General features: G+C 49.6%; 27 protein-coding genes. 6 read left to right on the top strand and 21 right to left on the bottom strand.

All coding sequences use genetic code 11. From position 1 onward, the window contains the following. Positions 1-66: 66 nt before the first annotated feature. The 7 genes from traG to ACTRWI_RS12355 form a co-directional block, all read right to left on the bottom strand. Entirely contained in the window at positions 67-2,892 is a 2,826-nt protein-coding gene (traG, locus tag ACTRWI_RS12325) for a conjugal transfer mating-pair stabilization protein TraG (protein WP_499131746.1), read from the bottom strand. Between the two features lies 1 nt (position 2,893). Continuing rightward, positions 2,894-4,300: a conjugal transfer protein TraH gene (locus tag ACTRWI_RS12330; protein WP_499131748.1), complete on the bottom strand. Its 1,407-nt coding sequence runs from the start codon at positions 4,298-4,300 to the stop codon at positions 2,894-2,896. Then, positions 4,297-4,713 carry a type-F conjugative transfer system pilin assembly thiol-disulfide isomerase TrbB gene (gene trbB / locus ACTRWI_RS12335; RefSeq protein WP_499131750.1) on the bottom strand — a complete coding sequence of 139 codons (417 nt, stop codon included), beginning with the start codon at positions 4,711-4,713 and terminating at the stop codon, positions 4,297-4,299. The genes ACTRWI_RS12330 and trbB overlap by 4 nt, the downstream gene beginning before the upstream one ends. 37 nt (positions 4,714-4,750) lie before the next feature. Beyond that, on the bottom strand, positions 4,751-5,518 hold the full coding sequence (gene traF / locus ACTRWI_RS12340) for a type-F conjugative transfer system pilin assembly protein TraF (protein ID WP_499131752.1): 768 nt from the start codon (positions 5,516-5,518) through the stop codon (positions 4,751-4,753). Between the two features lie 3 nt (positions 5,519-5,521). After that, on the bottom strand, positions 5,522-7,267 hold the full coding sequence (traN, locus tag ACTRWI_RS12345; protein ID WP_499131753.1) for a type-F conjugative transfer system mating-pair stabilization protein TraN: 1,746 nt from the start codon (positions 7,265-7,267) through the stop codon (positions 5,522-5,524). Next, entirely contained in the window at positions 7,260-7,958 is a 699-nt protein-coding gene (trbC, locus tag ACTRWI_RS12350; RefSeq protein ID WP_499131755.1) for a type-F conjugative transfer system pilin assembly protein TrbC, read from the bottom strand. Before trbC ends, traN begins: the two co-directional genes overlap by 8 nt. A 123-nt stretch (positions 7,959-8,081) precedes the next feature. Then, positions 8,082-8,408 carry a hypothetical protein gene (locus tag ACTRWI_RS12355; protein ID WP_499131756.1) on the bottom strand — a complete coding sequence of 109 codons (327 nt, stop codon included), beginning with the start codon at positions 8,406-8,408 and terminating at the stop codon, positions 8,082-8,084. Positions 8,409-8,430: 22 nt separating this feature from the next. Between ACTRWI_RS12355 and ACTRWI_RS12360 the strand changes: the two genes are divergently transcribed. Continuing rightward, complete coding sequence (locus ACTRWI_RS12360) at positions 8,431-9,096, top strand: DUF6710 family protein (RefSeq protein WP_499131757.1); 666 nt, start codon at positions 8,431-8,433, stop codon at positions 9,094-9,096. On the opposite strand, the gene ACTRWI_RS12365 is transcribed toward ACTRWI_RS12360, so the two are convergent. Further along, a complete protein-coding gene (locus ACTRWI_RS12365; protein WP_499131759.1) occupies positions 9,082-9,651 on the bottom strand; it encodes a hypothetical protein in 570 nt (189 codons plus the stop codon). The genes ACTRWI_RS12360 and ACTRWI_RS12365 overlap by 15 nt on opposite strands. 25 nt (positions 9,652-9,676) lie before the next feature. Between ACTRWI_RS12365 and ACTRWI_RS12370 the strand changes: the two genes are divergently transcribed. Beyond that, positions 9,677-10,213 carry a hypothetical protein gene (locus ACTRWI_RS12370; RefSeq protein WP_499131761.1) on the top strand — a complete coding sequence of 179 codons (537 nt, stop codon included), beginning with the start codon at positions 9,677-9,679 and terminating at the stop codon, positions 10,211-10,213. 519 nt (positions 10,214-10,732) lie between these two features. On the opposite strand, the gene traU is transcribed toward ACTRWI_RS12370, so the two are convergent. From traU to ACTRWI_RS12430, 12 genes are all read right to left on the bottom strand, one after another. Further along, positions 10,733-11,746: a conjugal transfer pilus assembly protein TraU gene (gene traU, locus ACTRWI_RS12375; protein WP_499131763.1), complete on the bottom strand. Its 1,014-nt coding sequence runs from the start codon at positions 11,744-11,746 to the stop codon at positions 10,733-10,735. Positions 11,747-11,748: 2 nt separating this feature from the next. Next, positions 11,749-12,417 (bottom strand): type-F conjugative transfer system protein TraW, encoded by a 669-nt coding sequence (traW, locus tag ACTRWI_RS12380; RefSeq protein WP_499131765.1) that lies wholly within the window; start codon positions 12,415-12,417, stop codon positions 11,749-11,751. Between the two features lie 8 nt (positions 12,418-12,425). Beyond that, positions 12,426-12,761, bottom strand: coding sequence for a TrbI F-type domain-containing protein (locus ACTRWI_RS12385; protein WP_499131768.1), 336 nt, complete (start codon positions 12,759-12,761; stop codon positions 12,426-12,428). After that, positions 12,751-15,333 carry a type IV secretion system protein TraC gene (traC, locus tag ACTRWI_RS12390; protein ID WP_499131770.1) on the bottom strand — a complete coding sequence of 861 codons (2,583 nt, stop codon included), beginning with the start codon at positions 15,331-15,333 and terminating at the stop codon, positions 12,751-12,753. The genes ACTRWI_RS12385 and traC overlap by 11 nt, the downstream gene beginning before the upstream one ends. A gap of 2 nt (positions 15,334-15,335) precedes the next feature. Then, entirely contained in the window at positions 15,336-15,698 is a 363-nt protein-coding gene (traV, locus tag ACTRWI_RS12395) for a type IV conjugative transfer system lipoprotein TraV (RefSeq protein ID WP_499131771.1), read from the bottom strand. 9 nt (positions 15,699-15,707) lie between these two features. Continuing rightward, on the bottom strand, positions 15,708-17,180 hold the full coding sequence (locus ACTRWI_RS12400) for a TraB/TrbI/VirB10 family type IV secretion system protein (protein WP_499131773.1): 1,473 nt from the start codon (positions 17,178-17,180) through the stop codon (positions 15,708-15,710). Then, positions 17,170-17,913: a type-F conjugative transfer system secretin TraK gene (gene traK / locus ACTRWI_RS12405; protein WP_499131775.1), complete on the bottom strand. Its 744-nt coding sequence runs from the start codon at positions 17,911-17,913 to the stop codon at positions 17,170-17,172. Before traK ends, ACTRWI_RS12400 begins: the two co-directional genes overlap by 11 nt. Beyond that, positions 17,910-18,479, bottom strand: coding sequence for a type IV conjugative transfer system protein TraE (gene traE, locus ACTRWI_RS12410; protein ID WP_499131777.1), 570 nt, complete (start codon positions 18,477-18,479; stop codon positions 17,910-17,912). The genes traK and traE overlap by 4 nt, the downstream gene beginning before the upstream one ends. 9 nt (positions 18,480-18,488) lie before the next feature. Next, positions 18,489-18,791 (bottom strand): type IV conjugative transfer system protein TraL, encoded by a 303-nt coding sequence (gene traL, locus ACTRWI_RS12415; RefSeq protein WP_499131779.1) that lies wholly within the window; start codon positions 18,789-18,791, stop codon positions 18,489-18,491. A gap of 18 nt (positions 18,792-18,809) precedes the next feature. Beyond that, the gene (gene traA, locus ACTRWI_RS12420) at positions 18,810-19,112 is read right to left on the bottom strand and encodes a type IV conjugative transfer system pilin TraA (RefSeq protein WP_499131781.1); all 303 of its coding nucleotides are present in this window, start codon (positions 19,110-19,112) and stop codon (positions 18,810-18,812) included. Between the two features lie 137 nt (positions 19,113-19,249). Further along, a complete protein-coding gene (locus ACTRWI_RS12425) occupies positions 19,250-19,636 on the bottom strand; it encodes a hypothetical protein (RefSeq protein ID WP_499131783.1) in 387 nt (128 codons plus the stop codon). A 359-nt stretch (positions 19,637-19,995) separates the two neighbouring features. Then, positions 19,996-20,181, bottom strand: coding sequence for a TraY domain-containing protein (locus tag ACTRWI_RS12430; RefSeq protein ID WP_435250646.1), 186 nt, complete (start codon positions 20,179-20,181; stop codon positions 19,996-19,998). A 201-nt stretch (positions 20,182-20,382) separates the two neighbouring features. Between ACTRWI_RS12430 and ACTRWI_RS12435 the strand changes: the two genes are divergently transcribed. From ACTRWI_RS12435 to ACTRWI_RS12450, 4 genes are all read left to right on the top strand, one after another. Then, positions 20,383-21,018 carry a S24 family peptidase gene (locus ACTRWI_RS12435; protein ID WP_499131786.1) on the top strand — a complete coding sequence of 212 codons (636 nt, stop codon included), beginning with the start codon at positions 20,383-20,385 and terminating at the stop codon, positions 21,016-21,018. Positions 21,019-21,420: 402 nt separating this feature from the next. Beyond that, complete coding sequence (locus ACTRWI_RS12440; RefSeq protein WP_499131788.1) at positions 21,421-21,939, top strand: hypothetical protein; 519 nt, start codon at positions 21,421-21,423, stop codon at positions 21,937-21,939. 625 nt (positions 21,940-22,564) lie between these two features. Next, entirely contained in the window at positions 22,565-23,302 is a 738-nt protein-coding gene (gene traT, locus ACTRWI_RS12445) for a complement resistance protein TraT (protein WP_499131790.1), read from the top strand. 383 nt (positions 23,303-23,685) lie between these two features. Then, positions 23,686-24,072 (top strand): helix-turn-helix domain-containing protein, encoded by a 387-nt coding sequence (locus ACTRWI_RS12450; protein ID WP_499131793.1) that lies wholly within the window; start codon positions 23,686-23,688, stop codon positions 24,070-24,072. An 82-nt stretch (positions 24,073-24,154) separates the two neighbouring features. On the opposite strand, the gene ACTRWI_RS12455 is transcribed toward ACTRWI_RS12450, so the two are convergent. After that, on the bottom strand, positions 24,155-24,790 hold the full coding sequence (locus ACTRWI_RS12455) for a recombinase family protein (protein WP_499131795.1): 636 nt from the start codon (positions 24,788-24,790) through the stop codon (positions 24,155-24,157). Positions 24,791-24,976 lie beyond the last annotated feature (186 nt).

The raw sequence follows: 24,976 nt of genomic DNA on the forward strand, positions 1-24,976 counted from the left end.
TACCTTGAATTCGTACCGCTATATTAACACAGTTTAGTATGTGTTTAAATATACAGCGCTGTGTTTTTAACCACCATTTTGGGGCGGTTGATAAAGAGGGTAGCTCGTATTGGTCGGACTGCCCACCCGCGTCGATTTGACTGGCTCCACCTCTTGAGCGACGACAGTTTCTACTGAACCCGTTTCAACCGGAGGAGACGACAACGTTGACTCTACTTGATTCTGCATGTGACCCGCGTACAACAAAGCATTACCTTTCACGTTGTTGTAGGTGCTATCAACGTACAGTTGCCCACTCTCATTGAGCTGAAACATCTCCGCCGAGATTTCATCGGTCTGAGCGCGCGCCTTGCTGGCTCCCGAGCCAATAAGCGAACTCTGCTCAGGCTTAAGCGTCGGCTGCGCGCTTAAATCTTGCGGCTTATAGCGCTCTTTAAGCGTCTCAAGAGAGGCATTTGAGGTGTTGATCCCGTAGTGCTTTTGAAAATCGTCACTATGGGTATAGTCATTAAAGGCCTTCCTTACATCTTCAATGTCCCCAGGCTTGTAGGCGGTCATTAGCCTTCCAACATCATCTGGTTCAATGCGCTCTAAATACTGCTGAAAACCCGTAACGGCGCTGGCACTGAAGTTCACCGTGTCGTTTTTCAATCTTGACTGCATGTGACTGAGGGTGTCGACGTCCGCATTGGACGCGTTGACCGCCGCGGCCGTTTGTTGAGTGCGTTGGAAGTTGAGCGCAAAGTCGTACGCGTACTGCTCCACTTCACTGCGGTTGTCTTTCGCATCGAGCGTGCGGCCCGCGCGCTGCATCTCTGTGGCCCCTTCGGTGTATTGCTCTGTGGCTTGAGACAGCGCTTGTTTCTGCTCCGCGCTCATTTTACTGAACGATTCTCGGTCATCTTGACTCCAACTGACGCCCGCTTTTGCGCTCATACCAAACAACAAGTTTGCGCCTTTTGGTGTCCCCACTTCGATGCCACCACTGACTGCTGTTACATATGCCTTCGCTTGGTCGTGGCTCCAGCCTGTGGTTTCTGAAATACTCTGAATGGCCGATTCCATTTTCGAATGCGACTGGCTGATTTGGCCTTCCGTTGACATGGATTGACCGTCCCCATAACTTCGATTATGACTCCAGTTGTCATTCCAACGGTCGCTTTGCGAAAAGCCCTTTGAAAAGCTGTCATTGAAGCTGTTCATGTGTTGCGTTAGAGCGGTTTTCGCGTCTGTGTATTGGTCGTTGAGGCTGTTTTGCAGCATGTTAGAGGCTTGCGCTTGCCACAAGGGTTTGGATTCGGCCTCTTGCGCGTTGTACGTCCTACGGCCGCCGTCGTTTTGAAAGCGCGTCACACTGGTGCCATCCGCTTGCTGCGCAGTGCTCATCCCGGTTCGCATCAGGAGATTGTCGTCAAACTTATTGGCCGAGGTATTATTGAAGCTGTGGTTTTGCATCTGCAAGTTACCAAAGTCCAAGTTGCCGGTCGAAGAGGCCGCCGACACGCGGGCATTGGTGCTGTTAATCATGCCGGCCAATTGATAGTTCATGGCCTGAGCGGCCGCGACGCCCCCTTGCAGGATTTTGCCCGCTAAGACCGGGATCGACATCATTAAAAAGCCCGCCATATAACCGTAACGCATGTGCAGCTCATCGAGCGCATTACCGTTAGACAGTGACAGTCCCTTCATTGGATTGGCCACCGTGCTTGAAGGGTTAGCCATCGCGCTCGAATGCGATTCGAGCGTCCACGTCATGATGGCATTGAGGATCGCAAACAAAGCGGGCCACGTCGCCAAATACGCAAACGTCTTAATGTAGTTGGTCAGCACCATTTTAGTGAACGCGGGGATCAGCGCCACCGCCGCGACCATGAACCCGAGACAGCTGAACAAGGTAAAGAGCATGGTGTGCATCATGGGAATGAACTCACGCGCTTGCATCCCCAAGGTGGCCCACATCGAGGTTTGCTGCATCTTGTTCGAGGTGTACGCGTAGTTCATGGCCGAGGCCGATGGGTCGAGGTTATTGATGCTGTGACGAATGGCATTCATCGCCATGTTTTGATTGAGCACATTGACGGCGTTATTGCTTATCCCAATGTATTTTTGGTAACTGTTCGACATGGCATTTTGCACGTGCGCTTTGTAGGTGCTCGCTTTACTGCCATGCAAGTAGGTCGCAATCAAATCCAGCTCTTCGGCGGACTCGCCCAAGAATTTTGTCTTGATGTCAGGGTAGACCTCCTCACACGTTTGAAAGGTCTGGTTGATATCGTTCAATATCACCCCGCGCAGCGGGCTCATCCTCTGTCCATCGAGAAAGGTAAAAATGTCCGGCGCGTTTAAGAGCGAGTCCCAGGTGTATTTCTTGTTGATTTGAATATCACCAACAATGCAGTTTTTGAAAAAGTCATCCCATAACCGGCGTAGATCGGTGTCTTTTAAATCGGCTTGGCGTGACAACTGATAAAGCTCGGAGCCAAACATCATGCCTGTGCGGCCATAACGTTCATCGTCCACCGTCGTAAAGATGGACTCGATCGCATCGGCACTGCCCGCCATTAAGGTAGAAAAGAACCAGGTTGGCAGAGCCACGATGTAAGGCACATTCGCGACCGAGTAGCCCGCGGTGGGTTCAGTTTTATCGATGACCTGCATGGTCACGGTCTGTTTGATCAACATCGAGGGCACCAAGGTAAACACCAGGGCCCAAATGTAGATGTGTTTGGGGTTACGGGACGCCACAAAGTGTGCGTAGGTGAGGGCCGCTCCAATCATAAGACTGATGGACATCATCGAGGCGAACGATTGGCTGGCAAAAAATAGAGCAATGGCGTTGAGCGCTTTTTGTATCGCCGCGCCTTGGGTGTAGGTGTAGTATTCGAGTGTCACGTTACCCTCCAAAAGACAGGTTTTGTAGAAGTTGCTTATTGACCTTACTCATGGCGTCTCGATCCGTTTCTTTATACGCCTGAGTCAGTTGCTCCTGCGTTAAAATCAGTCGTTTGGCTTTATCGGCGAGGCCGTCGGTAAAGCGGCGAGCGCGGTCGACGTCGCTCATAATGAGATCGATGTCTTTGCTATCGACTTGCGTTTGATTGAGGGACGTGGACACCACCGTCAACATGTTATTGAGGTAGCGCGTCAACAGCTCAATCGCAATGATGCGTGAATACGCTGCAAAGTTCGGGTACTGATTGCCTCTGACCGAGCTCACGAACACAGCAAGGACCGGCGTTTCGGTGTATTCCAAAAAGCTTTTTTGACTATTGGTGAGTTTGGTGTCGTTGGCGACGCTCATGTAAAGCGCTTCGAGCGTTTTACGTATGCGCGATTCCAGCCCTTTGTCTTGCGCTAACGTCAGTTCTTTTTTCTTCGGTGACAGACACGCTTTCGGGCCTTGGTTGTCGCACTTGTAGTACTCCACCTTCCCGCCTTTGAGTAACGCTTGCACCAAGTTGTTATTATCGGCCAGCAGTGAGGCGTAATATTTGGGTTTTCCGTTGGCATCGTAAACATACGTACCCGATAAACTCATCAAAAACTCCGCCAAGGCTTTGTCTTTGGCTAACCACTCGTTTTTGACCGCCGCTGACCAGACGATGTTGTGGCTGGTCTTGGTGATGTCATCCAGCCCCGAGGCATCATCCGCGCGCGCCTTATCCAATTGCGCTTTGGCTTGTCCGCCGACGCCGCATTCCGTTTGCGCGGCCACCCAGTCGTCAAACACGTTTTGTTTGGTGCCCAACGTTTTACAGACGTGTTTTTTGGCATCCGCTCCCCCAAACGAAGCCGCTAAACCACTAACCGCGGCCTGCGCGGCCTCACACGAGTTGATGGATTGGTTGAGAAACTCATCAGCAATGGATTGCAAGTTATCGCGAATTTGTTTGATTTGTGGCGCCCAAACTTGCAGCGCCAGGTCAACCGCAAAGGGAGCCGCATTTTGCACCACCGCTTTACCAAATTGCACCAGACCATCGGCACTGATGTGCGAGAAGCCCCCCAAAAAGGCGTCAATGCCGCCGCAACCCATTGAGACATCCGGTAAATTAACACTGACCAGCTGCGCACTCATGATGGGCGAGCGCACAGAGAGCGCCCCCGCATTGTAATAACTGGCCGCCTGGCCTTTGTAGGCGTTCGGATGCGTCACATTCGTGTTGTAACCCAAGCCGTTAAAAAAGCCGTCCAGAGAGCCATTGACGCCGCCCGCCTGCACGTTGCTTATCATGAGGCCGCTTAGCCCCACGGCGAGGGCGAAGGGGCGCCATCGAAGTGGTCGTTTCATCGGGTTCATTGCAACGCCTCCAGAGTTTTCGGATCGCCTAAAAGGCGCGTGACACTTTGGTTGAGTACGTCGGTGGCCACATCGCCTATCGATAAGCGCACGAACTTTTGAGAGTTCACGTTAATCAAAAAAGTGGCCGGGACCGTCACGCTGCGCGGATTGTCAAAAAACATTTGGCTTATCTCTGGCGTGGCCGGGATAGGCACGGGGTAGTGGGGAATGGATTGACCATCGAGTGAAAACGCGTAGGTTTGCAGTTGATGACGCTCGGTGACGTGTTTCAGTTTCGGTGCAAAGCGGTGACAGTAAGGGCAATCACTGCGAAAGAAAAACACCATCGCATAGTCGTCATTTTGGGCGGCCTGCGCCGTCGATAGGGGGAGCCAAGCGAAAAGGCATAATAGTAGGGTTCGGATTAACATACATAGACTCTCTGGGTCGCGGCAAGCGTTCGCTGCCTTAAAAATCGGGGGTTTGATAGTCGTTGGCCACGTTATAAAAACGGCCTAACAGCGCAGTTTGCGAGATAAAGCCGTACGCCAAGGGTTTCATCTCACCCGTACTCGGGTTCACTAAAATCAGGGCGGGGGCATAAGGCACGGCCACCTTGTTGTCGTTGGCTCGGTTTTCCCGAATGCCGGACACAAACGTGCGGTCGCGGGATAAGCCCAAAATCTCAATCCCGTGCGTATCGGCAAAGCTTTGCATCGAGGGGGCCAGTTTCTGGCTGAGGGCGTCTTGGCCGTCATAGACAAAGAAAAAGCCCCATCCTTCGTCTCGCATTTGTGCCACTGCCGCGATTTTCTTGTCCCGCTCTAATTGGTGATAGGTGCCGCGGGCCGCAAACTCGGCCGGGCGGTCTTTTAGATAAGAAAGCGCTGGGTTGGCGTGCAAGACTTTTTTAAAGGTCATGCCCGTTTCACTGGTCCGTTCGCCAATGAACTGGTGAAGTTGCATCACCGTTTTGAGCTTGTCTTCGTCTTTCGAATTAATCGTGGCGTCGTTGAGCGCTTCCTTGTAGGTCTGATGAAACCAGTCCATTTGCTCGGTCGCGCTCATCACTCGCGTGGTTTGGTTGGGGGGAATGGGCTTAGGGGGCGTTTTTTTAGGGGCCGGTTTGGCCGCTGGCTCGTTGTACCACTTCCAGCCCTGGGGAGACTGGTTAGCCTGCACGCTGCCCCCATAAAGCAGGGTCAGCGCAAGCAGGGCGCGTGCAATGTGCGTCATTGTTTATCCTCCCATGGCACTGGAAATACGGTCTTGGATTTCTTTGGATGAGGGCAGATTGGTATTACTGTTCATCTCAGCAAAAAAGTCTGAAAAATCGATGTCTTCAAAATTGATTTGCTGCATTTGCTCTGGGGTGATGGCCCCACACACCGGCGCTCTGGGCGTTCCAAGACTGAGGCCCAATTGCCCTTGAACGCCTTGCTGTTGAACAATGCGCGCTAATAAGCTGTCAAACAGGCAGTACGCCTGCTTTTTACGAATGCACTTACCGAGTACCTTTTCGGCGCAATAACTGCCTAAATAAATGGTCAATTTGTCCTCCTTGGCTTTGCCAAGCGCCTTTTCTTGCTCACTGCAACGGGCGAGACCGATATCCGTACCCCAGCCTCCGTCTTTGCAGCAGTTGGCAATGCCCGCGATTTTCTTACTACAGGTTTGGCCTTGGCCGGTGAAGATTTTGGGTGGATCGCCTAGCCCTTCGGCGGCCTTAGCCAAGGCCGCGAGCGCGGCGGCGGATTCATTAAAGTCGTCGGACGGGGTCGGCATTTCGCCATAGCAGTCGCCATCGAGACAAAAGCTCTCTTCGCCGCATAGGAGATTGGTGCTGCTGCACCGCTTTTCAGGGCAGGATTTTTTCAGCTCCTGCTCAATACACACGCCTTTTTGTTGTGCGCTGCAATGGGTGGCAGTGGTGGTGCAATCAGCAGGCAGGGCGCTGCAGGTATTGGCTCTCTCACAGTGATGATTAACTTGGTATTTCCAGCAATCGAGCGTGGTCGGTATGCCATTGATGCGACGGGTCGCTCTACCTTCAACACAACGCTGAGAGGTCACCTTGCATTCGCTTAAAAGATTGCAGTGGGTTTTCCAAGACATTCTATTTTTAATGCAGTTGCCGCCAGATAGGGTAAACCCACTTGAGCAACTTAATGAAGCTTTTATGCTTTCCTGGACAGGACCGCAAATCTCGTAACTTTTGCTCCAGTTTGATCCTTTACACCCCCCCCAACTCGAAGAGCCTTTCATGGCTCCTTTGGTAAACCCTTGATTTGAATTTACATATTTTCCGTCCCATAGATAAGTCGTCCTATTTGAAGAGCAATTACTGTTGCCGCCTGATTGGGTTACAGCGTTCGAACTATTATATCGACATTGCTTTATCGTACGCTTGCAATGATCACCTTGCCGAGTCCACCCTGACGGACAGTTGTAAATCACGGGAGAGGTGACGACTGTGAACACTGGACTTTTTGTACACGGCACATTGCTATTGGTCGGTTGGCGACACACTTTAGGGATATAATCTATGGTGCACTGAGTGGCGTTATCGCAATCGACGTATTGATTGGAGATGCCGTGGGTGATTTCATAGGCGTTGTCTTGAGCAACGAGCGCAAATTCATACGCGGGGTCGTTTTTCACCGCTGGGCGACCTTGATCGAAGCTGCTTTTAACGGCTTGCGCCTCGGCGTTGCTGTGCATCGCCGACTGCTTTTTCGATGTCATATTGCCGTCGGTCAGGCTCGCTTCCCCGGGTCTCGCGATTTTACGCTCACATTCAGGCTCAGCGCAGTAGTCGCCCGCATTTAACTTGCCTTGAGCTCTGGCAGGGATTGCTTGTTGTGCATTTTTTACCCACTCGACGTTGTCGTAGTATTTATCGCCCTGCGCATCGGCTTGAACGGACAACGGCAAACCCACTAGGGCCAATAGCGCCGCCACACTGAAAAAGAACGTCTTATTCATCACCTCTCCTCAATAACGGACGAACGACCTCGGGGTTATCCCCTTCGGCCAATAAGTGGAGCGCGTCGGACAGCGAAACGTTCCCCGTCAAACGGTCAAAGTCGCTGGCCTCGCAAGGCTGCTTAGGTAGGCAGCGCCCTGGCTTGACCGCGACGAAGGTCGGTACTTCGGTCACCTCAAAGGTGCGAAACCATTCCGGGTTAATGGCAAACCCGCTCTGAATGGGCGCATCAAGCGCTTGGGTTTTCAGTAACGACTGAATGCGTCTCGCCGTGGCTGGAAAGCCGTCAGGTAGCACGCCCCGTATCACCAAGGGCACTTGCCACTGCTCACTTTGCTTGAGTAGGGCTCGCAGCGTGGCGTCCGGCATTGTTAAAGACACAAACACCATCACCCCCGTTGGGGCCGCATTGGGGTTTTGTTTCGGCTCTGGAATATCGATGACCCGCTCAAGGTGCTGGGGCTTTAATTTTTCCTGCCAAAACAGGGCCATCTCTTGCGCCTTGGCGGCATGCGCATCACTGGCTTGATATTGAGCGTCGATGGTGCGTGCCGTCTCGTTTGAAACCGGATTGGTCAGCACCGAGGCTTCAAGCTCACTGAACGCTTGAAGCTCTTCTGGCGTGTACGCGTGACACAAGGTCGACACAAGCAGGGCAACCGTGGCGACCCAAGAGAAGAAAGGAGACATAAAGACCTCAACGAAATAAAAGCTCCACGCAAGCGTGGTACTCCTTTTGACAGGGCAGGCAAGCCTACCCCGCCAAAAGCGAGCTCAAGTTAAAAAGCATCAGTTTAAGGAGGCGTTCATCTGTCACTGCCAGTCCGGTGACTTTAATACGCTAGGGCATGGCCTTGTTTCACTCATCCCAACGGGTCTTCTCTTAAGCGATGAGTGTTGACATAAAGCCTGCAAATATTCATCAAGCGTGTAAGCATGATTCTTTGACCAAGGGGCCTTACCGGCACTAAAAAATTGGGTCTGTTTTTCTATCTCTTCAATTAACTCTCGATACTCATCAAGTTGCCTTTCTATCGGGAGATGATGCTCTAGGTTAGAGAGCGAAATGAGATCTTCAGGTATAATTTTGAGTTTTTGACAAAGTTTGAATAACTGAGTCTGCAAGATAAACAGGGACATAAAATCCTCCGATGGGTGATATATGAAATTTTACGGGAAACTAGAATGGTTATTTAAATCTGAATCAGCGAGAGTGAAGTTTGAAAACTTGCTTAAGGTTGCGCATGACATCAATGCTATAAACCCACTTGCGTTATATGACTTTATTAATTTGATCCTGAAACCGATGCAGTCGGAGCTAAACTTGATAACTGTCGAGCTTGGTACTGGTGCTGCAAAACCAATTGGACTAAAGGATTTATTTACAGAAAAAATGGAACCTTATTTATACGAATTCAGCCGATCCCCTATAAATTCAAGCGATCATAAATTAAAGATAAATTGTGATATTGCCTTTACTCGCCCTTGGAATAGGCAACGGTACATTGATAACTTATGCTATTTATCGTCCCGTACTCCAAATAGGGAGCCTGTAGTTTGGCAAGAAGACAGCAACCACTATGTAACACTAATTCTTCCTTGGCGGTTCTTTTTGGTAGGTACGGGAAATCATTCGATAATGGCGGGTATTGCAACGGGTCGAGGCGAAGTTTCCCCCCAAGAAATCGAGGACGCATCCCTACTACTTTCAAAATTTCATACAGATGGGAAATATTGGTTTGAATCAAAAACCAATAAAAAGGTTGATAAAGTGAACAACTATCGAGGAGCCGCTGTATTTGAAATTGGCCGCTTACTTTCTTCTTAGGTTGACTCGGCGATTAAGGACGTGTTGATATTGCGTTTTGATGGCTTCTAATGATTGGTAGGTATAGGGGGGCCCCCCACCTAGAGAGTTCCATCGCTTTCGAGGTAAATGATCATTTATCGCCTCATCATCAATGCCGCATTGCCGGTAATATTCAATCAGCGCGATATCTAAACACTCACCTCGGCCATGGCACTGACTGCACCACCCTTGATCGGCCACTAGGTAACCATAATGCTGAAACACGCCAGGCGCACAGGCATCACACACCTGACTAGGCAATGGAGGCTGCGTCTCATTTTCGATGGCCTGATGCACATCAATCGGGCTCAAGGTATAAGTAAACAAAGGCATGAGCGCCTCATTAATGAGCGCTTTTTTCTCACGCCTTCTCAGCTTGAGCGGCGCGAGTAGGGCGGATAACTCACTCTGTCGATAACGGTGATTCTCCGCACCGTGAGAGAAAATCAGTCGAACACCGGTTTGCTGACACTGTGCCAAAAAAGCAGCAAGCGACGCTATTTTAGGGGGCGAGTTAGTTGATAATAATGACAAGTTATACTCCTCGATAAGAAAAATCATGACGATTGAACGTGATTGCTCTGCTGGTTTGCCTTGCCCATCACACCGAGTGCTCTACCAAGGGCCTTCAAACGTCAAAAAGAGAGCGATTAACGCCAGTGGCCCACATTGGCATGTAACAACGGTTCGATTATCCGATGTAGTGGGGAGCCTAGAACCCCGATACGCCGGGAAATCGTGGCTGGAACTGTTTCCATCTATTGATGCCCCTGGTGGATTGAAGCGTGGTCATCGATTCGCAAGACAACTTCAACAATCTCCTTTGTATTACCTTCCTGAGCATGAGAAGCCAAATATCTCTTTTCGAAATATTGATGGCGAGCTTTATATCGATGATGGTCACCACCGAACCATCATTGGTCGTGTGTTCTTAGAAGCAAATGGCTTTGAACCCATCTTTCACAATGTGGTGGTGGGGTATTACACTGGTGGATTCAAACATCGATTACACATTTTACCGCGACGACTTAAACGCCAAGGGATAAGCCTGCTCAATCGATGCTATCGACTGATAAGACGGCACCTCACCTCTTAACCCCCATCGCGCTTTGGGGAGCTGGCGCTCGATGGTGGCTTCCTCAATGCCGCATTGTCGATAATGCTCAATTAACGCGGCATCAATGCACGGCCCATTTTGATGACACTGACTGCACCAACTGCGTTGTGACAAAGACTCACCATAATAAGCCAACAACCCGGGCGCGCAGTGTTGGCACAATTGGCAAGGAAAGTCAGGGGGCTCAGCGCTGTGGATGGCCGTCGAACAGGCGCCTATACCGATATCAAACACCGACATAGGCCGAAGATACGTTTCGAGAAGGCGCGCTCTTTTCTCATCCGATAGCGTCAATGGTTCGAGTAATTGCGAAAGCGCGTTTTCTCGCGCCTGTCGTGATGCAAAACGGGGAGGAAATTGAAACTGCACGCCTCTTAACTGAGCGAGCAATAAAAACGCGTTAAGCGCATCATCTGGCAGGCAACGCCTCAATTGGTATGTGTCCAGGGCCCGGCGCGCTTTGAATACAAGCGACATTCGTTTCTCCTTAAACTCAAGTTACAAAAAGACGCAATTGCGTTTACGCCACTGAACGAACCCAAAGTTATCGCCGGTGGTGGGGTTATCGTGGCCCATCTCCCAAATCGTGGTCGTCGTGGTGTAGGGGTGACACCAGGCCGCGTCGGTAATGGGGGCGCTCATTTGATAGCGGTATCGAGACTTGGGCAAGATCGGGGTTGGGTACTGGTAACACACCGCGCCATCTTCCCCGCGCGTTTCCCACACCATGCCTTGCCGATGCAGCTTGTAATTCAGCCGCTCCATAATAAGCGTGCCCGCTTGGATGGGGGTATCTCGGTAGTTGGTGTTGCCCGTTAACGGGTAAGCGCTGCCTTGCGAGCCCAGGCACCAAAACAGAAAATCAAAGGGCAGGGCGAGGTTAGTGGTGGTCGCGATGGACTCAGGGATGCAGGCCAATTGGGCGATGGGGTTACCAAATAAAATGGCCTCGGGGTTTAAAATGAACGCCAGTTCATCGTCATTCCACAGGGGATCGACTTCGGTCAAATACGCCACATCAAAATTATCCGTGGCCATGCACGCCGCCGATTGCATCAATTGCAGCCAATAAATCAGCGGGTATTTGTACCAGTGCGCGTGATAAAACCCGCCATCGCTCGACGTCGATTCGCGAGAAGTGCTTCGTCCACCCAGCCTTTGCTGATTGGCCCCCGCCAATTGCATCCCCATGTTAACCATGCAGTACGGCACCCTTGTCACGTCAGTCAGGGCGTATGGCTCCCAATAGCCAATATTGAGTCCAATTTGCATGAAAATGGGCGGGGGTTTAGGACAAAAAGAAATGGGGGAAGCGGGGTTGTTCGTATCAGGATAAGCCGAGGGAATGAGGGGCACTGAGCCGAGCGTCATGGGGAATAAGCAACCCCAACACACATCGGTGATGGGGTTGATGAAACGACTCACGCACGCCGCGCCACCGGCGTTGGCGCTCGGTGGACCAAGTAATACCAGGCACAGCGCCAGCGCGCGCCAAAAACGAAAAGGGATCATGGTCACTCCTCAAAAGGGCGCAAATGCTGAACATCAAACTCTTGCACCCGCCACGCCTTACCCGATTGCTCAACCAGACTCGGCACGGCTTGGATACGCAGCTTCTCGCTCAGCGTCCCTTGTTGATCAAAGTAAATGCGTTGGCCAAGTTGCTTCGCGACGCGATTGGGGCTGCCCCCAGTCAACACGAACAACAACGGTTTATCGTGCTTAAGCGCCAAGGCAAACGTCAATTGCCGCGCGTCCCGCGCATCCAAAAACACCAAGGCTTTGCGGTACTCAAACTGGGGTAAACGGGCTTCACTTGGCCACGTCGCCGTATCAAAAGGGTTCACTCGCGTGCCCGCTTTGGCAAACACGCGGCCTTGCGCGTCCGTTAAGTCCTTGGGCACGACAATGCTGGGGTCAACGAGATACGTCTTAGGCTCCGTGGTGGTACGAAGCGCCAGGGGCGGGGGCGTTTGCACACTTTTTTTCACTTGTTCAGAAAATTCGTGCTGCATTTGGGCCAATTTTCCATTTTGCTCAAACTGCTTCAAACGCGCTTGTATCCAGCTCAGCATATCCATTTCCCCAATGGGGAAGGTGGGCCCCACGCGGCCGAGGTCTTTGGCCATCAAAGGCCCGGCCAGCAGCGCCGTGAGCAGCCCAAGGTAAGAGAGGGGTCGCATCGCGCCTCCTACGGTTGATAACGCTCGATGATGGCGTGTTGAATGTGGTTGGTGATGTCCGGCGTGCCATCGACCACCGCGGCGCTGACGAGCACCACTTGACCGTGCGCCTTGGCGTAACGCGCCACTTCCTCGTTCATCACCTCGGCAAACGCCGCCAATTTGTCGGCTTGCTCTGGGACAGTCAAAGACGAGTCCAGTAACGTTTTGTGGTACTGGTCGAGGGTGCTTTTGACATCAAAGCTGACCAGGGGAGGCGGCGTGTCCAGCGCCCAAGTGGTGGCCACCGAAGCGGCCACACTCAGGCACAAGACGCTAAACAGGCGGTGTAACTCATGCGTCATGAAGGGCTCCTTGCGTTTGTTGAGAAAGGGCGCGTTGGTAGTCGGTAATTTCTTGGCCATAGAAGTGCTGCGCCGTGGCTTCAATGGCGTCTAGGGTGTCCATTCCTTGCTGAATAAGCTGCTCACAATATTCAAACTCGTGGGCATCGGTGCTGTAACACGCGCGCGTAAAAGGGTCTGAAAACACGCGATGATAGGTGGTGTGACCGCCCGCTTTGATGCGCACGCAGCTGTAGCCAGCTTTTGAGGCGCGCGGAAAGCTTTTGATGATCCCTTGCTCCATCTCATTGAAGGTTTTCGGGTTGTCTTGCAAAAACTTCTCAAACCCTTCGCCTTGTCGCATCGTAATATGAATGTCCGAGTTGTCGTAGGAGGCCCGCGCCTCTTCATTGACGAAGAAATCGCCTGTCCCTTGGGTGACCGTACAAAATGAGCCCCCAAACTTACGGGCGGTGCGATAACCGGTATTAATGAAGGTGCGGGTTTGCGCGTTGGTGCCCGACATCAAGCTCCACGCCTCTTCGATGATGCACATCTTCGGCGTTGAGCGAGAGCCCGATAGGTACATTTGCTGGTTGATAGACACAATCAGGGCAAACACCACCGGACGTAACACGTCTTCGGGAAACCCTTCCAGCTCCAATGTGGTGATGTCGACATTGGGATCGAGCATCGACGGTCGATTGAACGTGTCGCCATACACGCCATCGGCGCAATATTTATTGAGCTGCACCGCAATATCGCGAATGCGTCGGTCATTACCATGCTCTTTGGCCAACTCAAACAATTGCGTTTGCACATCATCGACTTGCGTGGCCGTGCCGTGCTGCTCCCAGGCTCTTAAGATCCCATCACCGAGTACGGCGGTCTGATACCCTTCCAGCTCGGCATGGGGCGAGGCGATGGTGGCAAAGAGCGCGGTGATGTTACTGAGCGCCTCTTTCATCGGATCGACCCGCTCACTGTCGTCCCACTCACTCGGCGCATGACGTTGGAGTTGGTCTAAGTGCGTAAACGGGTTTAAGAAGATGTTGCTGTGATTGAGGTACGAGCCTCCCAGCATCAAGGTCAGCTTCTTGTAGCTGTCGCCTTTGTCTAAGATCCAACACTTGCCCCCTTTGGCGTACACGCTGCGCACCAAGCCTTGTGTAAAAAAGCTTTTTCCCGCGCCTGAGCCGCCGGTCAGCGCGATGTTTTTGTTGTCACTGCCACAGTGAAACGGGTCGAAAAACGACACCTGTCCACGCATGGTGGGCAGCAGCATGCCACTGACTAACCGTTTAAAGTCGAGCACCATAGGAAAAAAATTCACCACATTGGCGCTTTTCATCGTCCGAACCCGCCCCGCGCGGCCGCAGTCTTCCCACAGTCCTTCGCTCATCAAAAACGGTAAGGCGCTGAGCAGGCTCTGACTTTGCATCATGATCTGCTCTTTGATGTCGAGCCCTGTCGCTCGGAACGCCTCTTTGGCCGCTTGCACGTCACGGCGTTGCTGCGCTTTGGAGGTGAACAAGGTTAAATTCAACACCATTGAACAGACGGTGGTCGCCTTATCGGCCAAGCCTTTTTGTAGGGCGGTGCGCTCTTCGAGCTCATCGCCGGCCGTCGGGGAGAGGATGGCCATCGGTGACTTCAAGGTTTTGGTCAGGTCGCTGATTTTTTTGTTGTTCTCATGCTCAAAATTGCCCGTGACGTTGTGACGAAAACTCAAGGTCAACACATGAGGGCACGTCAACATCTTGGACACGTTACGCAGTGAAGCGAACGCTTCGGGCATGGCATACAACCGAAAATCGGTCGGCGCTTGCGCCAGCCCTAAACACACGGTGCGTCCTCGGGTCTCTTGGCCTTTCGAGTTGGTGAACCGCGTGGCAATGTGGTCGCGTTTGATGAGCATTTCGGTGTCGGGGGAGAGCACCTGGCGGTTGATGGGATCAAAAGGGTTATATTCTCGCGTTTGGGGGCGGTCTTGCGTGGCATCGAAATTTAAGAGATCGCCCGCAAAGGTCACCAAGGTTGCCGGCGTCACTCGCTCGGTCTCCACGCCCAGTTGCAGCAGCACGGTTTCCATCGCGGCGCGCACGTCATCGAGCTTGTCGTCTTTTTTCTCTTTCGTCGACACAAAGAAATACGCCTCGTAATCGCGCAAATCAAATCGGTGCCTCTGTCGGTGGAAAAACCCGTGTGTGGCAGAAAAGCCGGCGTATCGCACCTCCTCCTCGGCCAAGCGGCGGCAGATCCCGCCACGCTGAGCCATCGCCTCACCGTTCGCCTCCAAAAAATGCGCCACGCGATGATGGCCAAACATGGATAACTGGTAATCCCATTTGTCCCCTTGAGGAAAATCCATCACCATCTTATTGAGTGAGGCCACCAATTCGTCGTTAGCCCCGCCCAACACCGACAGCTTGAGCGCAAACCCGCGTGAATGGCGATTGTGAAAAATCTGACGCTCCCCATCAAATTCGCGATAAGGCAGCTCATGGTGCAGGTGGTTTTGATGGCGGTTGGCGTCTTTGACCAGCGCATCAAGCCCCAATGACGCGGCCCCCTTGAAACGTTTTCTTAGCATGATTAATCCTTCCAAATGGCTTGGGGCGGTCGCCCGGTCCAGCGGCTCTCATCGAGAATCACGTAGATGTCGGTGGTGTCGATGTAATGCCCGAGCGGATCAACAAACGGAAACACCGTGACTTTTTTCACTACATCGTCGGTGCGCGCTGGCGCGCCTTGTCGATCCCGTCTTGGCAAGGTCAAAAACACATTACCAGGGGCCGGGGCAGCCGCTTTCGCCGTCATGCCAAGAGGCTGACGACGTATCTCATCCATGGTGGTGCATCCGGGCACCCCACCGACCTGAGTACAACTGAAGTCTTCACCAAGACCGGCGGCGCAGCCGTTTAAAAGTAAGGGCAATAACACCCAGAATACGCGCATAGCGCCTCCTTATTGATGGCCAAACGGCGACGGGGGCACTTGAATGCCTTGCGCGCTGATTTGGTTGGCTAATGGGTTTTCGGTGACACTGCTGATCACCTCCATGATTTGATTGGATTGAGACTGATGGGTCTCCGCTTGAGCTTGTTCGTACTCGGCAGCCGCAATCGGATCGAGGGGAAAGCCTTCTAAAAACACGATGTTCACGATGGCCCCAGGGTTAATCTCGACAATCGGGTGGTACATCTCCGCGAGCCCAATGTAATAGTCGGCCAATTTCGCGCCAACGGACGCGGTCGCATTGCCCAGTAAGTTGAGCCCAATGTCTTCACCAGACACGCTGGACGTGGCGCCTAACGCCGACGTTGAGGTCGTCTCTGACAAACCTTTCCCCGCTTCGCCAAGCCCCGTTAAAATCCCCGACAAACCGGCCATTTGCACCACTTTCCCGTTTTTCAAAATGGTGGTGCCGCGGATGCCATTGCGCCCAAAGTTGAACACGGTGCCTTTGACCGCCACATCCAATATCTCATCGTTGTCGAAGATACAGCTCATGCGGTTGGTGCGAACGATGCCGCGCGACGAAGAGATCTCCCCATAGGTCGCCCCGGTGACCGTACAATCCTTCAGCTTGGATTTTTTTCCATTCGGTAAAATGCCTTCGTTGAGCGTTTGCAGCACCACTGGGGTCGTGTCCCCTTGACCCAGAACCCCCGCATTGGCGTCGGCCCCGCCGGTGACCACCGCGGTCACAAACGTGCCCGTGGGGACGTAGTTATCGATAGTGCGCTTTGCCGGGCTCACTTCCTCAGCCCAGGAAAAATCGGTACTGTCGAACTGAGACGGCGCGAACGCGTGTTGCTGGCGATCAGAATAGGCCATGCGGTCCATGTCGGGGTTATTCTGGGAGGTCGGGATAGGACGCGGTGGCAGCTTAGCTTGCCCAAAGGTTTCCGGCTCGCCTAGCCACTCATCACCGGTGATGGCCCCTTGATGCCTGTCATTATCCGGCGCGAGCGGCGCGCTGGCTTGCAGCTCGGTGATTTTGGCTTGCAGCGCATCGACCGTCCCTTGCATCTCACGGCGCACGCGCTCTTCGACCAGAGACGCGGTATCTTCTTTCGCACTGTCGATGCGGTGCTCGGTGTCTTTTTCAAGGCGAACCATGGTGTCTTTGAGCGAGCGCATCTCTTTGTTGAGCGTTGCGATCAACTGCTGCTGCAAAGACAACGCCGATTGGTTGTCCTTATCGGTGAAGTCTTTATCGACAATGGCACCAAAGGTCACGGCTTGCTCTGGCGCCGCGGTGACGGCTTTCGGGCGGGTATACTGATACACCCCAAGGACGATAATCACCAACGTGCTCATCACCACCGTTGTCAGATGTTTATTACGCTGGGTCGTCTCGGCATTGATGTCGCCGCCGCGCTCAAAATCGCCGTCTTTATCATCAAAAAACCGAGCTTTGATTTTATCGAACATCGCTGACTCCTCCGCCCGTCACTAAATACAGATGAGTATGCTCGCCAGGCGCGAGCGTCAGCGTATCGAGCGCCGCACTGCGCGCCGCGTAACTGTAGAACTGCGCCGTGGTGAGCGTGACCGCGTCACTTGTTCGATTGTGGACGTCGTAAATGATGCCTGAGTAGTCTTGCCCCACAAACACCACTTGAGGGGTTAACGGTAAGTCGCCGGACTTAGTCTCTAACGTGCTTGGGTCGACCGGATGCACAGAGAAACCGTCAATCGGCGTGGCGTCTCGCTGCCAAAGCATCATTTTTTTGGTGAACTGCGCGAGCGCCGTCGGATAATCAAACTCACGTTCAAAAACCGAAGGGCGAAGCCTATCGGCATCACTGGGCGCAAACTCGGTCACCCCCGACGGCGTCTTTTTCGGGCTCACAAACAATGAAAAAACGCGCCCTTTTTGGGTCGTCACATGCACATTAAACGGCAATTGAATGTTGATTTTGAGCGACACCGAGCCCGTTTTGTCTTTTTGGTTGGCGGTGGTCGTACAAAACCCGCTCGGACAAGTGAGGTTAACGATTTTATCGCCTTTGACCATTAACCGGTTTATGTTGAGCGATGAGAGCGAGACGGGAATGGTGTCTCCATCGGTGAAATCAATCACGCGCTTGGCGACATTGTCCGCCAGCACGGCAGGGCTCAACAGCGCCGCCAGTAACGGCACCATAATGAAAAAACGTGTCACAATGGGACTCCTTCTTTTTTGATACCCACGAGCTCAAGCACCCCATTGGGGTAGGCCATCTGAACCACGACCGTCACCGGCTCGGGCGCTAAGTCTCGATCCCCCACACTTTTGTACAGGGTGCCCGATTGCTTAAATTGCATCGATTCGAGCGCCACTAAGGTGCCATCGTTGTCTGGGACGAACCGGCTCGATATGTTGCTTTTGATGATGTGCTCGGCGTCCGACACCAACGATGGTTGAATATCGGCCCAGTAAGGGGCGGGCACATAATCGAGCAGTAACCCGTATTGACGTGAAACGCTGGCGGGGGTGAGATCGTATTTCAGGTGCAGAAAATAGCTGCCCATCAACGACAAATACGCCTCATCGACATCGCCATCGGAGACCGAAAACGCGCGCGAGAGCGTGGGCGGCACTAACGTTCGACTCTCTTTGAAAGACAGGTAGGCGAGCGCGCCGCCCAGCCCTACGCTAGTGAGGCTGGCGAGCAGAAACCCGACCGCCAAAAACACATTGAGCAACTTGCTCATCGCCAACAGGTCTTTTTTGTTTGAAATCTCCATCGCTGTTCCTTAAGACAACCAATAACGCTGAATTGAAGGCGGCGTATGCTGAAACACTAAGCGACTTATCGAAGCGCTGCCCCACCAATAAAGGGCGTACGCGACGATGTGCTCACCGTATTGTGTTTTGATGTACCGAAGCCCCATAAACCAGGCGGCCGCTAACACAAAGCCAATGGCATAGTGTTTGGCAAAAAAGCCGAGTACGAAGATACACAGCGCGGGAAGCAGCTCCTCACGAGGTAAACCACACATCCGCTTGCCCGAATTGAGGTACTTGGGTATTGAGTAATACTGCGCATTGAGATTCATGGCTACGCCGCCTCCGTGTTAGGCCAACCCGACGAGCGGTTTGACCGTTTCCCAAAACATCATGCCGCCAGCGAAGCCGCCGACCGCACCAAACCAGTTACGCGAGGTGATGCCCACCACAGCCGCGCTGAGCGCAGAAAAACCCAGCATTGCGGTTTCGATCCCCGAGTCGTCACCGGCGTTTTTCTTCACCATCTCTTTACCAGTGGCGAATAAATCCGTGGCCGCTGCCATGGCAGGCTCCGTGGCCAAGACACACAGCGTCGCCATGCCGAGCAGAAGTAAAAGACGCCCACGGGCGTGAGGAGTTGTCATTTGCATGTGCAAAGTTCCTTATTTTCATAGATAAGTAAGCCCATAAGGGCAGAAGTAGCCAAAGTTGGCCGATACCAATGCCCTCAACTCACGGCTGTGGGTTAAGGGCAAAAGAGAGATAAATGGAATGAGTGTGAGGCGGGTTACGAATGTAACGGCGCGTGGTAAGCGTTAAAGACGTGCTTACGTTTAAAAAATTGGGTCCACGAGTGTTCAGACAAGGTGCGCTTTTGTTCAGCGCGAAGGTAGCGCTTCATTGCGCGTTTTGACTTCTGAGATTGACCAATATCGGAGACGGGCCTCTTCAAGCCACGAGCTCTTAGTGTCGGTGTGTGGATCGTTAATAACTGAAATTCCTGGGGTGGAATCGATGTGATCGGCTCAGGAGACTCGACCAGTGCAGCAAAGAGGATTTGGCCATCGACGTGACCACAGGGTTTGATTCGCTTAATGCACAGATGTTGATTGATAGGTCCAGCAAACGAATTAAGGTCATGATTTTGCGAGGCCGCAAAGATAATCGCCAGCATAGTGCGCTCCTTTTGATGGGTTTCCTTTGCCTTCTGTACAAAAAGGCAAAGGAAAGCGCACTGAAACAGTGCGCTCCCTCGCAATCTAGGCTTATTAGTCCCCGCGAAAGGGCTAAAACTGGACACATTCCCGACCCTGACAGTATCGGCCTACGCTTGTCCGTTCCATTTTTCAGGTTAGCGTACACATGCTCTAATTTATTTGGGTTAAATTAAGGTCTATCCCAGGCCGCGAAGCCGCGTCCTTTGACCATAGTGTTGCTTTGGGCCTCGTTGGAGCGGCAGCCTAACCGCTCCAACGAAACCAGAATTTGCATGCCAATCAAATCCTGAAATAGGATCATGAGAAGCAAAAAAAATCAGTTCTTATCTTGGCTAACAGGTAGCTCCCATTGAGCACCGTAACGCTCTAGATGATCAGCCAAACGCTTGGCCGCCTCCTGACGCTTACTTCTTCCACTCAACTTTTTAGAATTATTGAGTATCGCATTGTGCTTATCACCAAGTTTTACGTTTACTGAAATACCGGTTTCTTTTGTCATCATCGACCTTCGATTCCTTCATTCATGATTCATTGACAATCAAATTAATCTAAATGCATATCTGTGTTTTTGATCAGTTGTATGGGGCGATAATAAGACAAAAAACAACCGAGGTAAAGTTTTGTAAAGCGCAAATAATACAAAAAACTACAAATTAAGAGCGACAATAAGAATTATCAGTTCGAAATAAAACTAATTACAGTTATGGGTAACTCAATAAGCAACAAGATAAAAAAATATCGGAAAGACAAAGGTTTAAGCCAAGAAGCGTTGGCGAGCTTAGTCGGAGTGACAAAATCTACAATATCTCAATGGGAGCTCGGTAAATCACACCCCAAAAGCCTAAACTTATTGCGTCTTGCAGACATATTCCAGATATCAATAGACCAGCTTGAGAGTAAACAAATAAGTTTGACTAACAGTGAATGCGAAAAAGAGTTTCAAGCTATTCCATTTTATATAAATGTAAAAGCAGCAGGAGGAGATGGAAGTATTTGTATAAATGAAGAATACAAACTGATCCACGTAACAGACTTACCAAGCAATGTGAAAATAAAAAACCTAATGTGTCTCTGCGTAGTAGGAGATTCGATGGAGCCTGTTTTAAGTGAAAATTCGATATTAGTTATTGATAAAGCTAGGCAACAAATAGTTGATGGAAAAATGTACGTATTTATGCAAGATGGGCAGATAAGAGTAAAAATATTGTCATATAATAAACACCAAATTAGAGTATCTAGCTACAACAGTTATTATCAGGATGAATTTTATAGGTTTGATGAGTTAGATAAGCTAAAAATCCTGGGGCAAGTAGTTCACTACTCGACAAAAATTGACTAATCTTTACTTTACTTAAGAGGTATAGTATATATAATTGTCTTAGTTTCTAAAGTAAAGTGCATTACATAGCACGTTACTACATAGCTTTCTATGTAGTGTATTTTTTAGAAATTAAAATGTGTTGACGTGAGAAATCAACTATAAAGCATTTGCAAGAAGCCGTCTTCCCGTAAGTAGACGGCTTTTTTGTATCTAAAATTTAAGATTTGATCTTTAAAGAGATCTTCTGTAAATTTGAATCATCTGGACTCTCAATCCAGATACTCCTAAAACCTTACGGAATCTAAAATATGAAATATCAAACAAGTTGCAATCTGCAACTCACTAAAAATAGACACAGTCTGCATTCACATTCAACCAGTGTTAAAACACACTCATGGTATGATGTAGAAGGTATGTGTCATGACATCAACTAATCAAACCTTAACGCCTCTAGAACATCACAACCAGTTGACTGATGTAATTGCTTGCGATGAGAGCATTCCGGCCGATGAAAAAGCCTTACTCATTGCTATATCTACCTTTTACAACCTTTCTAATCAATGTGCATTCCCAAACCGAAAACAGATCGCTGCAAGAATGGGGCGTTGCGTTAATTACGTTACAGAGTTAATTAGCAAGGCCAAAAAGTCAGGTCGTCTAATATCTACCGCTCAGTTCGTTCAAGTAGAGGGCGAAGCTGCACCACGACAAATTGCTAACAAGTACGAATTTGTCCTTGAGAAATTTGGGCTGTTCTACAGCAAAGCCAAAGCCATGCTCAACCGTAACTTGAGAAAAAAGAAAAAAGAAAAACAAGTTCGACAAGCTGCTGCCAACTCAAGAGTCGCACATGTAGATCGTACGCTTAATGAAATACATAAAGCGACCTCACAAGATTCTTATCAACCCGAATGGGAAGATTATACACCTCCTGAATAACTCCATTAAGCTTCATTCATGCCGTTAGCTCGGTAGGCTCCACCACACCTAGACAAATACCAGTGTGATCTTCTTCTCAAAACAGTGTTAAACACTATCTTAGTAGAGCAAAAATCCTTCTGAATTTTCTATCAAAACAATAAGAAACTCACCTTTTACCCACCCCCTAAAGATTTTAAGTAATGGATTCCTAAAGAATTATTTAAAGGGAATCCTACAGATATCAGGGTAAGTAAAACAAGAGAATCAATAGACATAAGAATTAATTAACAAAAGATCAGTCACACCTGATTTGTGTGTGGGTAACTTTCGTGAGGTACGAACGAATAGTTATCCATCGCTCAAATCCGACAAGCGTAGCGCGTCAGTGTCATCCCCCACGGCTAACTTGATCGATCTAGACGAAAAAATAAAATATTCGGTGACCGTGCCAAAGTTCAATTTAAGTAGATATTCCGCTTGCTCACCCTCCGACTGGCTACGCCAGCTACGGGATTGCGCCGAGCGGGATAAACCCAATGTATAAGTTTTATAAATCTGTATCACACCATGTATAGCGATCGATTGATAAACATTTAACTACATATACAATTGAGTGAGTATTTGTAACTTAAAGAGATATACTGTGAAATATAAAAAGACATCAATTATTACTGTTGCATTAGCATCAATCCTAGCTCTATCTGGCTGTTCAGCAGTCTCAACAGCTGTGAAAAAACGTAATTTGGAAGTTAAAACTCAGATGTCAGATACTATTTGGCTTGATCCTGTTAGTTCAGAGCAGCGGACAATATTCGTGCAAGTAAGAAATACAACCGATAAACAAATTGATTTAATAGATGATCTAAACAACAGGTTGAGTTCTAAAGGATATAAAGTGGTTCAGAACCCAAATAGTGCTCATTATTGGATTCAGACAAATATTCTTAAATTAGATAAAATGGATTTACGGGAATCTCAAGGTTTTCTTAGCTCAGGTTATGGCGGTGCTATATCGGGTGCAGCAATAGGAGCACTAGGAGGTGCAGCATTTTCTAATAGTTCTAGAAGTTTAGCTGCGGGTGGCTTGATTGGTGGGGCGATTGGACTTGTTGCAGATTCTATGGTCGAAGATGTTAACTACGCAATGGTTACTGATATTCAAATTGTAGAAAAGAAAGATCATAATGTACAAACAACTGAGATAGCAGACATAAAGAGTGGTTCCTCAAGTAGCACAAAAACGGCATTAACAACGAATGATAATAAAATGAGATTTCAGACCCGAATAATCTCTAATGCTAATAAAGTGAACCTGGATTTCGAAGAAGCAAAACCAGTGCTTATTGATGGACTTGTAACTTCTATTTCAGGAATATTCTAGATATTTATATAGCGCACCACAAATACAGGCGTGTTATGTAGAATATGTTCAATAGTCCAAATTAGGGTGATTTTTGCAGGCTCCATTCTCTAATAGCTACGGAATGGCAGAAATCACCCAGCTTCCCTCTCAATACTCACCAATTCCCACTTGACAGTTAATTACAGAACGCCAATAAATGTTAAGGAGTTGTCACTCCCTTTTGTTTCGCCTGATTTTTTGATCTTAAACATTCAAAATGAACAGTTTTCTCTATATTAGTGATACTGACGCCGCTTCGCTCTGTCGGCTTTATACTGACTCTACATGCAAGCATATAGAAGCCAGCATAAACCATACATAAACAAGAACTCATTAAACTATTCATGAAGGTATTTGTTGTGTTGAGCACTGGTAAACTCTATCTAGTTGCTTTTGCACGAATCGATTACACCATATCTCGAGCTTTGCTGATTGATTTATCAATAGTGGTAGGTGATAATTTAGCCTTTCATCAGTCTCACTCCCACTCAATGAACAAAGATAATAAAATCATTAGCCACAAGGCTATCCAGAAACACTTACAAACCTACCTTGAACCGATGTTGCTCGATAAAGCCCAAAATACCGACGTTTCCTGGGTCATGGCGATGGTCAAAGATGAAGTTTGTAAAGCCGTAATTGTGCATACTCGTGGCAATCAAACAAAAGCCGCGAAGTTATTGGGTATTAGTCGTAGTAACTTCGCTGTCAAAATCAAAGACACAGCCTCTCAACGACAAGGTAGGTGAAGCTTCACTATTCCAATTCACTTTGTCTGCCATCACAGAGCCTAAACCTAAGTAGGATACACTCACCTACTCACCTACTCACCTACTCACCTTCGCGCTGAGCATTCATCTTCTTAACGACACGTACAACGGTTCTCGCTGAGACGCCTATCATTTTGGCTGTCTCGTTGATGCTCATCTGGTTACCCACTCTAAGCTTGTAGATTTTTTCATGCAGCTCTAAATCTGGCTTTCTTCCTTGATACTTCCCTTCTTTCTTGGCCTTCTCGATGCCTTGTTTTTGGCGTCGGCGTCTATCTTCATAATCTTTTCGAGAAATTGCAGCCAACATGTCCATCATCATGTTATTGATGGCTTTGATCATTGAGTTCGTGAACTCATCAGAAATTTCCGGGGCCAATGCAATGTGACTGGTCGGTAAATCTAGGCTGATGACTTTCAATTCCTTCTCGTACAGCATTTCCTTTAATTTAGACCAACTTGCTTCATTTAAACGTGAAAGTCGATCTATCTGCTCAATTATGATGACATCCCCTTTTTTAGCATCATTGAGTAATTGAAGTAATTTTGGTCTTTGCAGTGAAGCTCCAGATTCTTGCTCAACATACCAAGCGGCAACACGCATGCCTTTTTGTTCGACAAAATCAGAAAGAATGCCTTTTGCTCTTCCTGCATCCTGCTCACTTGTTGATGCTCTTAAGTATCCAAATATGTACATAATGCCCTTTCTATGACGTTTAAGTTATGACTTTATAGGGTGTGTCATTTATATTATGACATATATTGTTTTATTGCCAAAAATGACCGGTGTCATTTTGGTATACTTAAGTGGCACAGCTAATTTTCATAACAGGAAGCTTATTCATTGCAGCAATGGATAGGGGTGGTACTATCTAATCATTGC

Source organism: Pseudoalteromonas sp. G5_S1_14_S5 (assembly GCF_054968605.1).